The organism is Streptomyces sp. NPDC056161, assembly GCF_042268025.1.
Lineage (GTDB): Bacteria > Actinomycetota > Actinomycetes > Streptomycetales > Streptomycetaceae > Streptomyces.
The window spans coordinates 76,673-91,117 of the sequence record NZ_JBHJUV010000016.1 but is presented as its reverse complement, the minus strand read 5'-3'; the positions used below and the strand labels follow the sequence as shown (position 1 = coordinate 91,117).

At 70.7% G+C, this 14,445-nt stretch carries 12 protein-coding genes; 6 read left to right on the top strand and 6 right to left on the bottom strand.

Annotated features, from left to right (window positions below):
* Nucleotides 1-46: 46 nt before the first annotated feature.
* Both ACFC09_RS17160 and ACFC09_RS17155 read right to left on the bottom strand, forming a co-directional pair.
* On the bottom strand, nt 47-277 hold the full coding sequence (locus ACFC09_RS17160) for a ferredoxin (protein ID WP_376528618.1): 231 nt from the start codon (nt 275-277) through the stop codon (nt 47-49).
* A gap of 128 nt (nt 278-405) precedes the next feature.
* Complete coding sequence (locus ACFC09_RS17155; protein WP_376528616.1) at nt 406-1,365, bottom strand: alpha/beta hydrolase family protein; 960 nt, start codon at nt 1,363-1,365, stop codon at nt 406-408.
* A 178-nt stretch (nt 1,366-1,543) separates the two neighbouring features.
* Here ACFC09_RS17155 and ACFC09_RS17150 point away from each other — a divergent pair, with 178 nt between their 5' ends.
* Both ACFC09_RS17150 and ACFC09_RS17145 read left to right on the top strand, forming a co-directional pair.
* Nucleotides 1,544-2,212 carry a hypothetical protein gene (locus ACFC09_RS17150; RefSeq protein ID WP_376528614.1) on the top strand — a complete coding sequence of 223 codons (669 nt, stop codon included), beginning with the start codon at nt 1,544-1,546 and terminating at the stop codon, nt 2,210-2,212.
* Nucleotides 2,213-2,634: 422 nt separating this feature from the next.
* Complete coding sequence (locus tag ACFC09_RS17145) at nt 2,635-4,437, top strand: CocE/NonD family hydrolase C-terminal non-catalytic domain-containing protein (RefSeq protein WP_376528612.1); 1,803 nt, start codon at nt 2,635-2,637, stop codon at nt 4,435-4,437.
* Nucleotides 4,438-4,705: 268 nt separating this feature from the next.
* Here the strand turns inward: ACFC09_RS17145 and ACFC09_RS17140 are convergent, their stop codons facing one another.
* The 3 genes from ACFC09_RS17140 to ACFC09_RS17130 are packed head-to-tail and all read right to left on the bottom strand — an operon-like array spanning nt 4,706 to nt 7,581.
* On the bottom strand, nt 4,706-5,512 hold the full coding sequence (locus ACFC09_RS17140; RefSeq protein ID WP_376528610.1) for an ABC transporter ATP-binding protein: 807 nt from the start codon (nt 5,510-5,512) through the stop codon (nt 4,706-4,708).
* Nucleotides 5,513-5,515: 3 nt separating this feature from the next.
* Entirely contained in the window at nt 5,516-6,481 is a 966-nt protein-coding gene (locus ACFC09_RS17135) for a FecCD family ABC transporter permease (RefSeq protein ID WP_376528607.1), read from the bottom strand.
* A 56-nt stretch (nt 6,482-6,537) separates the two neighbouring features.
* The gene (locus tag ACFC09_RS17130) at nt 6,538-7,581 is read right to left on the bottom strand and encodes an ABC transporter substrate-binding protein (RefSeq protein ID WP_376528605.1); all 1,044 of its coding nucleotides are present in this window, start codon (nt 7,579-7,581) and stop codon (nt 6,538-6,540) included.
* 452 nt (nt 7,582-8,033) lie between these two features.
* Between ACFC09_RS17130 and ACFC09_RS17125 the strand changes: the two genes are divergently transcribed.
* Genes ACFC09_RS17125 through ACFC09_RS17110 form a run of 4 tightly spaced genes read left to right on the top strand, consistent with a single transcriptional unit; the run spans nt 8,034 to nt 11,787 of the window.
* Nucleotides 8,034-8,972 carry an ATP-binding cassette domain-containing protein gene (locus ACFC09_RS17125; RefSeq protein WP_376528603.1) on the top strand — a complete coding sequence of 313 codons (939 nt, stop codon included), beginning with the start codon at nt 8,034-8,036 and terminating at the stop codon, nt 8,970-8,972.
* Nucleotides 8,969-9,808, top strand: coding sequence for an ABC transporter permease (locus tag ACFC09_RS17120; protein WP_376528601.1), 840 nt, complete (start codon nt 8,969-8,971; stop codon nt 9,806-9,808). The genes ACFC09_RS17125 and ACFC09_RS17120 overlap by 4 nt, the downstream gene beginning before the upstream one ends.
* 18 nt (nt 9,809-9,826) lie before the next feature.
* Nucleotides 9,827-11,122 (top strand): sensor histidine kinase, encoded by a 1,296-nt coding sequence (locus ACFC09_RS17115; protein ID WP_376528599.1) that lies wholly within the window; start codon nt 9,827-9,829, stop codon nt 11,120-11,122.
* Nucleotides 11,119-11,787 carry a response regulator gene (locus ACFC09_RS17110; protein ID WP_376528597.1) on the top strand — a complete coding sequence of 223 codons (669 nt, stop codon included), beginning with the start codon at nt 11,119-11,121 and terminating at the stop codon, nt 11,785-11,787. Before ACFC09_RS17115 ends, ACFC09_RS17110 begins: the two co-directional genes overlap by 4 nt.
* 56 nt (nt 11,788-11,843) lie before the next feature.
* On the opposite strand, the gene ACFC09_RS17105 is transcribed toward ACFC09_RS17110, so the two are convergent.
* Nucleotides 11,844-14,393 carry a LuxR C-terminal-related transcriptional regulator gene (locus tag ACFC09_RS17105; RefSeq protein WP_376528595.1) on the bottom strand — a complete coding sequence of 850 codons (2,550 nt, stop codon included), beginning with the start codon at nt 14,391-14,393 and terminating at the stop codon, nt 11,844-11,846.
* Nucleotides 14,394-14,445: the final 52 nt, after the last annotated feature.

Below are 14,445 nucleotides of genomic sequence, written 5' to 3'. Positions count from 1 at the left end.
ACCGTGATGCGGCACCTGCCTGGGCCGCCTCAGGACTCGGGCTTCCTCAGGACTCGGGCCGCCTCAGGACCAGGGCGCCGGACGGACACGCCCGTACGGCCTCGTGCACAGCGTCCGCTTGGGACACCGACGGCCTCTCGTCGAGGACGAGCACAAGCCCCTCCTCGTCCTGGTCGAAGAGGGCCGACGCGGCGAGCACACACTGCCCCGCCCCCACGCACCGATCCCGCTCCACGCCGATCTCCCCGATACCGGACGCCCGCCCTGCCGAGGTCACGAGGTCCCCTCCCCTGTCGCCGCGTACTGGGCCGCCAACGGCAGCAGCCAGAGACTACTCGATAATGACTATCATATTCAACAATGCGGACAAGGAGGCGTCCGGAGGCGAGGTCGCCGGAGCGGCCGTCAGCGGTTTCGCCCGCCCAGGTGCCGGTGCAGGAATCGATCGGCGGCTCGGTACATGTCGATCTGGTTGTCCGGGTTCAGGAATCCGTGCCCTTCGTCATCCTTGACCATGTACTCGACATCGATCCCACGGTCCCGCAGGGCGGCGACTATGCTGTCCGACTCGGCCTTCACGACACGGGGGTCGTTGGCGCCCTGCACCACCATCAACGGTGCCTTGATGTGGTCCACCCGGCTGATCGGTGAGCGGGCCAGCATGTCGGCCTCCTGCTCGGGATCGGCGGGGTCGCCGACGTAGCGGTACCAGTTGGCGACCAGCCCGGACTGGAGGAACGGGGGCATCGAGCGCATGACGTTCGCCAGGTTCGAGACGCCGACGTAGTCGATGGCGGCGGCGAAGCGGTCCGGGGTGAACGCGACGCCGACGAGCGCGGCATAACCGCCGTAGGAACCGCCGAAGATCCCGATCCGGTCGGGGTCGGCACAGCCCTGGGCGACCGCCCAGTCGACGGCGTCGAGCAGGTCGTCCTGCATCGCGCCGGCGAACTCCCCGATCGCGGCCTGCATATGGGCCTTGCCGTAGCCGGTGGAGCCGCGGAAGTTGACCTGGAGCACCGCATAGCCGCGGTTGGCCAGCAGCTGTGCCTCGGGGTCGAATCCCCAGCTGTTCCGGAACCACGGGCCACCGTGGACCAGCAGCACCATCGGCAGCGCGGACGGCTCGATCCCCACCGGCAGCGTCAGGTACGACGGCAGGGCCAGCCCGTCCCGCGCGGTGATCGTCACCGGCTTCATCGGGGCCATCGCGTCCGGGTCCAGGCGCGGACGGGAGCGGAACAGCAGCCTGCTCTCGCCGGTGGTGTGGTCGTAGAAAGTAGGTGACCTCGGGGTTGCGGTCGTCGACGAAGCTCGCGACCCACCGCTGCCCGCTGTCGTCGGACGACAACTCGTCGACGTCACCGTCGGAGAGTGCCCGCAGGTTCTGCAGCACCGCGGCGAATTCCGGGTCCACCGGGCGGATCTCTTGTCGTTCTCCGAGGTAGCGCACGCCGAGCAGTGCGCCGGTACGCCGGTTGCGGATCAGCGGCGACGACAGAGCGGCGACGGCGCGGCGGGCCCCGTCGATGTCCAGGGTCGGATGGCTGTCGACCTCGGTCTCGACTCCGGTGGTCAGGTCGACCCGGACCAGGCGAGTGAGGTCGGTGCCCTGCATGGATCCGATCCAGACACCTCCTCCGTCGGCGGCCATCTCGAACGGCTGGATACCCATCGGGTAGTCGGCGCCGTTGAAGGTGGTGATCAGGTCGAGTTCGCCCGCCACCGCGTTCCAGCGCGACAGATCGATGTCGCCTTCCGCGGTGAGGTTGCGGGCGAACAGCTCGCCGCCGGCACCCCACATCCAGTCGTACACATGGCCCGGGTTCTCGGCGAGAACGGTGAGTTCGCCGGTCGCGACGTCGGTCTCCGCCAGGTCGAACTCTTCGAGCTTCCTGGCGTTGAGCTGCACGATCGCCTTGCCCGGACATTCGATGGGCAGATGCACATCCAGGACCTTCACCCCGGGGAAGGGGGTGAGGTCAACCACGGGGGCGTCCGGATCGTCGAGATCGACCCGGTGGACGTGCCGGTTCTCGTCACCGCCGGTGTCCTGGGTGTAGAGCAGCCAGCGCGGGTCGTCGGTCCAGTAGTACGTGCTCACACTGCGGACCTCGTCAGAGGTGACGCACCGTGCGTCCGGGTCGCCGTCGACGCTGCTCACCCACACGTTCAGCCGGTTCTTCCACGGCGATTCGCATGGGACCAGTAGAAACGTTGTCGTTACGACAAGGTCAAGCTGCACCTTTGCCAACCCGACGGTGCACTGACGGGTGAGCACACGTTGTACCGGGCGGGGTGTGGTCGCCGATCGTGCCGTCCGCCGGCGGCACGATCCGGGCGAGCCGGTAGAGGTGGTCCCGCACGGCGGTGGACAGCGTCACCACGTCCTGGCGGGTCTCCACACCGCGGGCCGTCGTCAGCCGGACCCCGGACCGCCGGACCGCCGTAGGCCGGGACGGCGTCGGCGTCGGCGTCGGCGTCGGCGTCGGCGTCATCCGGCCGAACGCCGACCCGTTCATTCATTCGGGTTCAGCTGGCTGTCCATTCGTTTTGACGCTGCCGCTGGGGACCATGATCCGCCTGGATGACGTCCCCTCGGACGTCCCGGCCTGCCAGGAAAGGGCGGTTCGCATGACCACAGAAGATGGAGAGCCGATCGCGTCGGTCACCGACGCGACACTCGCCGACATCGCCGCCAACGGCATCTGGCGCGACGGCGGCCTGGACATCAACCCGTCGGTTCTCGCCGTCGCCAGGGCCCTGCTCGCGGCGGTTCAGGGCACCGCGCCGGCCGGTACGCTCCCCGAGGAGCTACAGGAGCTGGTGGCCCGTGTCCTGCGGCAGGCCGGGATCACCTTCCCGCGCGTTTCTGTGACGGAGGAGATCGGCCTCTCCGCGTTCGCGATCAAGCAGAATGCCTCGGAGCGGCGCCCCGTGGTGATCGTGCCCGCCGGCTGGAACCCGTACGGCTGGCTGCCGTTCATGGTCGGCTACCTCTCGCTGGCGGCACGCGGCTACCACGTGCTGGCGTACACCCCGCGGGGAATCGGCAAGCCGGACCTGCCGTACACCTCCGAGGGGTTCATCAACGTCGCCGGGTCGGACGACTGGGCGGACGGATCGCGCGTGATCGACCACGCGCAGGAGCTGTTCGCGCCGAGCAAGGTCGGGTTCATGGGCCTGTCCTACGGTTCCGGGATCAGCCAGTTGGTCGCCGCGCACGACCAGGACAACCGGGTCGCCGCGGTGGCCGCTCTGAGCACCTGGGGCAACCTGGCCACCAGCCTCTACGACAACGGCACCCGGCACCTGGAGGCCGTGCAGACGCTGATCGACTTCACCGGCGGAACGGAAGAGGAGAAGTTCGACGAGGAGACGCGGCGGATCCTCCAGGACTTCCGGGACGGCCGGAACCTGGAGGACGTGGTGGCCTGGGGCACCGAACGCTCCCCCGAGACCTACGTCGGCTGCACCAACGCGCGGGGCATCCCGACCTTCTACTCGAACACCTGGCACGAGAGCCTGTTCCCGGTCGGTGAGGCGATCGCCGCCTTCGAGCAGATCACCGCCCCCAAGCACCTGAACCTGTGGATCGGCGACCACGGCGCCCCGGAAGGCGCCGGCATCACCGGCCTGGCGACCGGCACGCCCTTCCCCGGCCTGCTGACACCGATGCAGGAGGCATACGCCTGGCTGGACCACTACCTGCTCGGGAGGGCCAACGAGGTCCCGGACTGGCCGGTGGTCAACAGCCAGGTCATGTTCACCTACAAGACCGTCCCGGCCGTCATCGGCCGGCGGATCACCGTCCCTGCCCGGCGCGAACCGCTCCCCTCCTGGTCCGAGGCCACCACCGACAGCGAAGCCTGGTACCTGAGCGGCAACGGCGGCAACGGTGACGGCACCCTGTCCGACAAGCCCTCCACGGGCTGGAGTCGCGCCTTCGCCGCCGGACACGAGACCGCCGCCACCGCCATGGACGAGATCATGACCACCGGGCAGAAGGAGTGGTTCGGCAACCCCAAGAACTACAAGCCGGCCGATTTCGAGCGGACCCGGCTGCTGCTCTGGTCCACCGAGGCACTGACAGGCGGCCGCCGGATCCGCGGCGCCGCCACGGTCCGGCTCGCGGTCCGATCCGACGAGGCCGACGCCGCGACCCTGGTCGCCTACCTCTTCGACATCGCCCCGGACAACAGCACCCGGATCATCACCCACGAACCCTTCACCGCCACCGGCCTGCGCCCCGGCACGGACCGCACCGTCAGCTGGACGCTCCAGCCCACCGCCTACGACCTGCCCGACGGCCACCGCCTCGCCCTGGTCGTCAACAGCCACGACAAGCTGTACGCGTTCACCGGCAAGAAGGACAGCACCACCACCATCACCTCCCTGATCGAGGAAGAAGCCGTCCTGGAACTGCCACTCGGCTGAACGAAGTCCCATGAACGAAGGGCCGTTCCCCCGCAGCGCTTCGCGGAGGTACGGCCCTTCGTCGTGTCGGGGACACGTCGGTACAGCCGTTTCCGACCGGCTGACGGATGGCGTCCCGGAGAGGGTCAAGAACATTCAGGTGGAGGCCACCTGCGCGGCCCGGCACTGCTCGCCACCGCCGTCGCACCGACGTCCTCCGCCCTGCGGGAACCGCTCGACGAGGCACTGGCACACGCCCTCGGCCCGTAGCGGGGGACCGTCCTGAGCCTCACCGGCCCGGTGGCGGGCCAACGACGTCCCCGTTCGCGAGCGGCCGGGACGCGTAGGTGATGCGGATGACACCGTCGGCGTGCCGTCCGGTGCTCGCGCGGACACCGAAGACCTCGGCGAGGAGGTCCGGGGTGAGCACCTCAAGGACCGGTCCCGCCGCAGCCACGGCTCCCTCGCGCAGGACGACCAGGTGGTCGCAGAGGCGGGCCGCGAGGTCGAGGTCGTGGAGGACGGCGAGCGTGGTGACGCCGGTGGCGCGGATCAGGTCCAGGAGCTCGAACCGGGCCCGGATGTCCAGGTGGTTGGTGAGTTCGTCCAGCACGAGGAGGCTGGGATTCTGGGCCAGCGCTCGGGCGAGCAGGACGCGTTGGCGTTCGCCGCCGGAGAGTGAGGCGTAATTGCGGTTCGCGAAGGGTCGTACGCCGCAGCGGTCGATGGCGTCGGACACGGCCACGTGGTCCTCGGCGCCGTCACGGCCGAGCAGACCGTGGTGCGGGGTGCGGCCGAGGGCCACGATCTCGCTGACGGTCAGGCCGGTGGTGTTGCCGCCGGCGTCCTGCACGACGGCCGCGGTCCGGCGGGCCGCCGACCGGGGGGACAGGTCCCACACGTTGTCGTCACCGACCCGGATCGCCCCGTCCGCCGGACGCAGGGAGCGGTAGACGGTGCGCAGCAGGGTGGACTTGCCGCTGCCGTTGGGGCCGACGAGGCCGACGATGTCGCCCTTGCGGGCCTCAAGGCTCACGTCGCGCAGGATCGGGCTGCGGTCGAGAACGACGTGGAGCCGGTCGACTACGAGTCTCATGTTTCAGTCCAGGCCCTTGTTGCGGCGCAGCAGCCACAGGAAGAAGGGAGCGCCGAGGAGGGCGGTGAGGATGCCCAGGGGCAGTTCGTTGGGGCGGTCGAGGGTGCGGGAGAGCAGGTCGACGAGGACCAGGTAGACGGCGCCCAGCAGTGCCGTCAGAGGCAGCAGCCGGCGGTGGTCGGCGCCGATGGTCAGCCGCACCAGGTGCGGGATCATCAGGCCGACGAAGCCGATGCTGCCCGCGACCGCGATGACGGTGCCGGTCAGCAACGCGCTGAGGACCAGCAGGACGGCGCGCAGCCGGTTGACGTCGACGCCGAGCGCGGTGGCGGACTCGTCACCGGCCAGCAGGACGTTGAGGCGTCGGCCGAACAGGGTGAGCAGCGTGGTGGTGAGCAGGACGACCACGGTGACCGCGGGAATCTGGCCCCAGTCGGCGCCTGCGACGCTGCCCAGCATCCAGAACATGACGGTACGCAACTCGTTCGGCGTCGCCTGGAGCTGGACGTAGCTGGTCGCCGAGAGGAAGACGTAGCCGATGGCGACGCCTGCCAGCACCAGCCGTACCGGGGCCAGCCGCCCCCGTCGCTGACCGAGTGCGAAGACCAGCGCGCCCGCGGCGACCGCCCCGAGGAAGGCCGCGGCGGACACTCCGAGGCCGGCGAGCGCGGCGCCGCCGCCCAGCGTGATGACGAGGACCGCGCCGAGTGTGGCGCCGTAGGAGAAGCCCAGCACGGTGGGGTCGGCCAGTGGGTTGGACACCACGGTCTGCAGGACGGCGCCGGTCACGCCCAGGCCCGCGCCGACCAGGGCCGCCAGGACCACCCGCGGGGTGCGGAAGTTCCAGACGATCTGGTCGAGCGCGGGGTCGGCGGGCGCCGTCCCCGCTCCGGTGACATGGTGGAGGACCACTTCCCACACGTCACCGACCGGGATGTCGACGGAGCCGATGCCGATCGCCACGATCATGGTGACGACCAGCGCAACGCTCAGGAGCGTGAACGCCAGCGGGAACCTGATCCGGCTCAGAACGCGTCGGGGTGCAGCATCTTCGCGACCTTCTCCACGGCCAGGTCGTTGCTGGGGCCGAGGTACATCGAGTCGGACACCGTCACGTACGCGTTGTTCTTGGCGGCCGGCCACTGGGGGAACTCCTTGAGTAGTTTCCTGGCGTAGGCCGCCGGGTTCGGGTCGTTGTAGGAGATGACGACGAGGGCGTCGACGTCGGTGGCGGCCACCTTCTCCTTGCTCAGGTCGGCGAAGGTGGTCCTGGCCGTGTTCTCGAAAGCGTTGGAGCCGCCGGCCCGGGCGAGGATGTCGTTGACGATGCCGTGGGCGAAGACCGAGCTGAAGTCGCCGCTGCCCATGGACATGTTGGAGAAGAGCACCATGACCTTCGGCTTCTTCTCCCCCTCGACCTTCTTGGAGACCGCCGCGATGTTCTTCTCGGAGGCGGCGATCAGCTTCTCGGCCCTGTCACTGACGTCGAAGATCTTTCCCATGTCGCGCAGCAGCCGGTAGCTGTCGGCGATGGTCATCCTGGCAGGGTCGTCGTCGCAGCCCTGCGGAGAGACGTAGGTGTTGGCGCCGACCTCCTTGAGCTGGTCGCGGGTGGCGAAGCCGTTCTTCTGGTCGAAGCCGTACGTGGTGACGGACAGGACGAGATCGGGGCGCAGGCCGAACATCGCCTCGCGCGGGATGTCGTAAGCCTCGTTGAGTTTGACGTCACCGGTGGGCAGCTTCTTGATGGCCTCGGCGCGGCCCGGGACCTCGGACATGCCGTAGCTCTGCTGGTTGGCGACGATCTTGTCGCCCAGGCCGAGGGCGAGCAGCGTGGAGACCTCGGCGACGGACGCGCCGTTCATGACGACGACCCGGCTGGGGGCCTTCTCGAAGGTCTGCTTCTGGCCGCAGTTGTCGAGGGTCACCGGGTAGTCGCGCCCGGCGGCTGCGTCGCCGGTGGATGTCGTGCCGGCCCCGCCGTCCGACGAGGAGCCGCCGCAGGCAGCCGTGAGCAGACAGAGGGCTGCGGCCAGGGCGGCGGCAGCGGTCGGCCGATTCATCGGCATGCGGGCTCCTTGCGTGCGGGATGTACTGACGGAATGAAGGCTCTGGTGCAAGTAGTCGGGGCGAGGACGTGGTGAGTTCCCGGAAGTTGCCGACTGTTTCGCGGGCAGCCGGAGGCGGGGCCCGGACTGACGGGTGGGGCGGGCGGCACGCCGACAGACGTCCGCGAGCCGTACACGGGGCAGGGTGGCGTGGGTGAAGACGGGCCCCGCGACCGTCGCGTCCTCCGCGCCGCCCGGATGCCGCCCGGATGCCCTGCGGCTGCCGGATGCCCGCTGCGGCTGTGGAGCGGACGGACACGGAAGGAGCCGCAGGCGGGCGCGTAGTACCGGGGTACCACGCGCCCGGCGGAGATCAAGCTCCCGGTACCACGGGATCGGGGTGATCCGGTACCTAGCGTTGCTGTGGGGCGTCGGACACGAATGGCGCCGAAGGTCGACAGAAAGACACACGCATGATCGACGCACGGCAGTTGACCAAGAGGTACGGCGAGAAGACGGCCGTCGACGGCCTGGACTTCGTTGTCAAGCCGGGCACCGTGACCGGTTTTCTGGGGCCCAACGGCGCGGGGAAGTCCACGACCATGCGCATGATCGTCGGGCTTGACGCCCCGACGAGCGGCGCCGTCACCGTGAACGGCCGCCACTACGCCAGCCACCGGGCACCCCTCCAGGAGGTCGGCGCTCTCCTGGAGGCGAAGTCGATCCACCCGGGCCGCTCGGCGTACAACCACCTCAGGGCCCTCGCGCTGACCCACGGCATTCCGCGCCGCCGAGTCGAGGAGGTCATCGAGCTGGCCGGGCTGGGGAGCGTGGCGAGGAAGCGGGCCGGCGCCTTCTCCCTCGGAATGGGACAGCGGCTGGGCATCGCGGCGGCGCTGCTGGGTGATCCGCAGACGGTGATGCTGGACGAGCCGGTCAATGGTCTGGACCCGGAGGGCGTGCTCTGGATCCGCAACCTGCTCAAGGCGCTCGCCGGCGAGGGCCGGACCGTGTTCGTGTCCTCGCACCTGATGAGCGAGATGGCCCTGGTCGCAGACCACCTGATCATCGTGGGCCGCGGGCGGCTGCTGGCCGACACCACCGTGGGTGACCTGACCCGCGAGGCGGGCGGTGACACGGTGACGGTGGTCACACAGGATCCGGCGCGGCTGCGGGACGTACTGGCCGGGCCGGGTGTCGACGTCACCGGCCGGATCGGCTCGGAGGAACTGCAAGTGACCGGGCTCACCGCACGCGAGATCGGGCTGAAGGCGGCCGAGCACGGCATCGCCCTGTTCGAGCTGACGTCGCGGACCGTGTCGCTGGAGGAGGCGTTCATGGACCTGACCAGGGATGCCGTGGAGTACCACGGCTCCACGACCGGGATCGAGACCCTCGGGAGGCCGGCATGAGCACCCTCACCGCAACCGCCGAGGAACCCCGGACCTCCCCCGCCCGCCCCGGCTACCGGGTGACCTGGCGGCGGGTGCTGTCCTCGGAGTGGGCCAAGCTGTGGTCCCTGCGCTCGACCTGGATCACCCTGGGCCTCGGGCTGCTCTTCCTGGTGGCCTTCGGGCTGATTGCCGCGAGCCGCTACAAGTCGGGGATCGACTCCGGACACCTGGACCGTGACTTCGCCACGTCCACGGCCGTCAGCCTGTCCCTCTTCGGCACGAACTTCGCCCAACTGGCTCTGGGCGTGCTCGGCGTGCTGGTCATGGCGGGGGAATACTCGACCGGCATGATCCGCTCGACACTCGCCGCGGTGCCCCGCAGGCTGCCCGTGCTGTGGTCCAAGGCGGCGGTGTTCGGGCTGGTCGCGCTGGCGGTGGGAACGCTGGGCGCGTTCGTCGCCTTCCTGTTCGGCAGCGGAATCGTCTCGGGCACGCCCGCGGCCATGGGCCTCTCCCACCCGGGCGTCCTGCGCGGCCTGCTGGGCGCCGGGCTCTACCTCGGCCTGGTCGGGGTGATCGGCGTCGCCCTGGGCGCGCTGCTGCGGTCGGTGGCCGGCGGGATCTCGGTCCTGGTGGCGGCCCTGATGCTGATCCCGGGCCTGATCTCCCTGCTGCCCAGCTCCTGGCAGGACAACATCAGCCCCTACTTGCCGTCCAATGCGGGCCAGTCGATATTCGCCCTGACCCACGACTCCACGACCCTGTCGCCGGGCGCCGGACTGCTGGTCTTCCTCTGCTGGACGGCGCTGGCGCTGGCCGGCGCGGCGTACCGGCTCGTGCGCAGCGACGTCTGATACCCGCACCATGGCAGTGTGGCGTTCGTGACCATAGACGACATCAGCGGGACGGGACCGCTGGTCGCCCGGCTCTCCCGGGGCGGCCAGCGGTTGCGGCAGGCCGACCGGCGGCATCCATGGGTGCTGGACGCCGCCGTCGTGGTCCTGGTCTTCCTGATGTTCTGCCTGCCCGACCTGTTCCACCACGGTGGCGGCGACGGCGACGGCCCGCTCCGTTTCCGGTTCGCCTTCACCCAGCTGTCCGTGGCGGGAATGCTGGCGGTACAGGCCGGCCTCGTGCTGCCCCTGCTGTGGCGGCGGCGCAGGCCCGAGGCGGCCTTCGGCGTCGTGGCCGCGGTGTTCGTCGTCCAGTGGGCCCTGGGCGCGGCGCTGCGTGCGGACGTCGCGCTCTTCGTCACCCTGTACAGCCTGACCCTGCACGGACGGTTGCGGAAGCTGCCGTGGGCGTGCGGGGTCATGGCGGGCGCCATGGCACTGGTGGCGGTGCGCGTCTCCGCGGTCGTGTCGGTCTGGGACGCGCTGTTCTTCCTGCTGAGCACGGCCACGGCGGCCCTCGCGCTCGGCCTGATGGTACGGATCCGCCGGGCCCAGCTCGCCGGGCTGCGGGAGAGGACCGCCCAGTTGGAGATCGAGCGCGACCAGCGCAGCCGGCTGGCCGCAGTCACCGAACGCACCCGGGTCGCCCGCGAGATGCACGACATCGTCGGCCACAACCTCTCCGTGATCATCACGCTCGCCGACGCCGGCGCCTACGCCACCGACATCGCCCCCGAACGGGGCAAGGAGGCCCTGCGGCTCATCGGCGACACGGGTCGGCAGGCCCTGGGCGAGCTGCGGCGCGTGCTCGGCGTGCTGCGGGAGACGGCGGACGGTCCCGCGGGCGGGCCCGAGCTCAGCCCACAGCCCGGCATCGCGGACCTCGACGCGCTGTGCGCGAAAGTGCAGGCCGCCGGCTTGGACGTCGTCTACCGCACCTCCGGTGACGTGGACTCCCTGGACGGCGGGGTGCAGCTGACCGTGTACCGCATCGTCCAGGAAGCCCTCACCAACACGCTGAAGCACGCAGGCACGGACGCCGACACCCGGGTCCACCTGGCGATCCTCGTCGAGGACGGCCGGCTGACCATCCGGGTCCAGGACACGGGCCGGGCGACACCGGCGGGAGTGGCGAACGAGGAAGGACACGGACTGGTGGGCATGAGGGAACGAGCGGCTCTGTACGGCGGCACGGTCAGCGCGGGTCCGGCGCGCGGCGGAGGATGGAGCGTCGAGGCCGTTCTCGACCTCGCGTCCCAGGGCGGTGCCGGATGACCACCGTGCTCATCGCGGACGACCAGCCGTTGCAGCGCTACGGCTTCCGCATGCTGCTGGACTCCGTGCCGGAGACCGAGGTCGTGGGCGAGGCCGCGCACGGCGCCGAGGCCGTCCGCAAGGCCGCCGAACTACGCCCGGACGTCGTCCTGATGGACGTCCGCATGCCCGGCATGGACGGCATCGAGGCCACCCGCCGCATCGTCGCCTCGGGCGAGCGTTCGCGTGTCCTCGTGCTCACCACCTTCGACCTCGACGAGTACGTCCACGCCGCTCTGCGCGCCGGCGCCAGCGGCTTCCTCCTCAAGGACGTACGTGCCGAGGAACTCCTCGCGGGCATCCGGGCCGTCGCCGCCGGGGACGCCGTCATCGCTCCGGCTCCCACCCGCCGCATCCTGGAAGAGTTCACCCGCTACGTCCCCGCCCACCGCTCGGACCGTGCCGAGGACCCGAGACTCGGCTCCCTCACCGACCGCGAGCGCGAGATCCTCGTCGCCATCGGAAAGGGCTGGAGCAACGGTGAGATCGCCGCCCGATTCGTCGTGTCCGAGTCCACCGTCAAGACCCACGTCGGCCGCGTCCTGGCCAAGATCGGCGCCCGTGACCGCGTCCAGGCCGTGATCTTCGCCTACGACCACGGTCTCGCCCGCCCCAACGCGGACTGAGCCGGCGCGCGGCCGCCGCGGCGTGATCCGGCTGCCCGACGACCGCGGTCCGTGGCCTACTCCGCCACCGGCCCGGACCAGAACCCGGGTTCCTGGTCCGGGATGCGGCGGGCGAGTTCGATGCGGGAGCGGATGCCGAGCTTTCGGTAGATGCGCCGGAGGTAGTAGTTCACGGTGTGCGGGGACAGGTGGACGCGCTGGGCGACCTGACGGTTGGTCAGACCCGCTGCGACGAGGGCGGCGATGGTGCGTTCGATGTCCCTGAGCGGGTCCGTGGCCGGCTCGGGGGTGGGCTGCCCGTGCTGGGGTACGGCGTCGACGAGAGCCATCCAGCCCACGTGGTCCCGGGTCGGCCAGGTGCGGTGCCGGGATGCGGGTGTCCTGGGTGCGGGTGTCCTGGGTGCGGTCTGCGAGGTCACCTGCCGCTGGTCCAGCAGTGACCTCAGGTCCTCGGCCGCGCAGGCCCGCGCCCATGCGTCCTGGTGTTCCGTCGCGGCCCGTGCGATTCCGTCCGGGTCGCATTCGTAGAGGCTGCGGGCGTGCTGGGCGGCCAGTCGGACAGCGGGGACGTCCGGGTTGTCGGCGGCCAGTCGCTCCACGGTCCTGAGGGCCGTGTCGGCGAGCGTGGTGTCGGTGATACGGCGGGAGAGGCGTACGAACCAGGCCGCCGCGCCCGGCTCGGCCAGCAGCAGCGGTGGCAGCGACGGCAGCGGAACGGGAGAGGAGGCGAGCAGGGCGGCGGCCTCGGGGATGTCGTTCCGGGCGACGTGCAGCACCAGGTCGAGCCAGTGGTGGCAGGGGGCCGGATACGGAACCGTCCGAAGCGTGCCCGCGTGTTCCCGGCAGCGGGCCAGGTGCCCGGCCGCCGCGTCGAGGTCGCCCGCGAGTATGTCCGTACGGCACAGGATGGCGGCTGCCCAGGCCGCGAGGACGGGCAGTGCGGCGCCCGTCGCGGCCGAGAGCACGCTCCGCGCCCGCTGCCGGGCGGCGTCGGTGTCTCCCGCCCGCAGGTGTGCCGTGGCGTGGACGAGGGCCACGGCGGACCGCAGGACGGCGTCGTCCTCGGTCGGCTGGTCCGGCAGGGCCTGCCGGAGGAGGTCTATCGCCTCCTGGAGGTCGCCCAGCGCGACGAGTTTGGCCGCCAGGGCCAGCCGCGGGTGTGCGCGGTCGGCCGGCGCGTCGGGGGTCTCGGGGTGGTCGACGGCCCTGCGGCCCCAGTGGATGGCCTGTGCCGGCCGGCCTTCGGCCCATTCCAGGCCGGACAGGGCCACCGCGGCTGTCCGCGCGGACTCGGGGCCGGTCCGCGCCAACTGGTCGATCACGGTGTCGGCCCAGGCGTCCGTGAGCGGGACCGAGTCGGCCGGCAGGAGGGGCTCGGTCTTCCCGCCGGCCGCGAACACGGAACCCGAGAACACGGCGTCCGCGTGTCCGCCGGCCAGGAGGATGTCGGTCAGCAGGCGCCGGAGCATCAGTTCCTCGCGGGCCGGGCGCGGCCGGTCGAGGGCGCCGCGGATGAGGAGGACGGCCGACTCGACATGGCCGGTGCGCAGCAGCGTGCGGAGCGCTCCGGTCGTGCTCGCTCCACGCGGCGTCCCGGGGTACGGCTCTTGCGTCCTCGTCGGGCGTCCCGGTGCGACAGGATCATGGGCGGGAGTCGCGGCCCGGCGCGCGTGCTGCCGCGCCTCGTGGTGCAGGGCGGCGCGTACACCCTGGGGAATCGACTCGTACACGGCGCGCCAGATCAGCGGATGCTGAAAGCTCACCTCGTCGTCGGCGAGGGTCAGCAGCCCGGTCGCCATGGTTTCGTCGAGGGCTGTCAACAGCACGGCGGTGCTGGTGCTCAGCATGGCCGCGGCCTGTGACAGCGGGAAGGTGCGGCCCAGGATCGTGCCCACACGCAGCAACTGGACCGACTCCTTGGACAGCTGCCGCAGATGGTCGTCGATCAAACGCCTTACGCGCAACGGGAGTTGTCGTGGCGTGAGACGGATCAGATCTCCGGCGGGCCCGATGCGTCCCTCCTCGGCCAGGCCCTCGACCAGCTCCACGATCAGCCGGGGGTTGCCGTTGGCGCAGTGCACCACGTCCAGCAGCCCGGCCTTCGGCGGTGCGCCGATCAGATCACGGACGAGGTCGCGCACCGCCGCGCTCGTCAGCGGCGCCAGCTCCAGCCGGTCCACCGGAGTGCCGGGGGCCGCCCTGACCGGCTGTTCGAACGGTGTGCCCGGGACCTTGGCAGCGCGGGCGAGCAGCAGTGCCGATGCCGGGGCGGAGACCTGCCGGGCCGTGTGGACGAGGTGGTGGATCTCCGCGGCGGTCACCGCCTCCACATCGTCCAGGACCAGCAGCGAGCGGTCGTCGGGTGTACGCGACCCCCGCGCCGGGCCCGCCGATACCAGGGCTCTGAGATTCGCCGCGGAGTGGTGATGGACCGTCAGGCCGCGCTGCCGGGCGTGCTGTGCCGCTTCGCGCAACAGCCTGGTCTTGCCGATGCCGGTCTGGCCACTGACGATCAGGGTGCCGGGCGTGCCGTGCCCGGCCCGGCCGAGGAAGCCCGCGAGGTGCCGTTGTTCGTCCTCGCGTCCGTGCAGTCTGACCTCGGGCATGTTTCCCCCGTTGTGACGTCCATGACCCATGAGCCGTCGGCCCCGGGTTCGG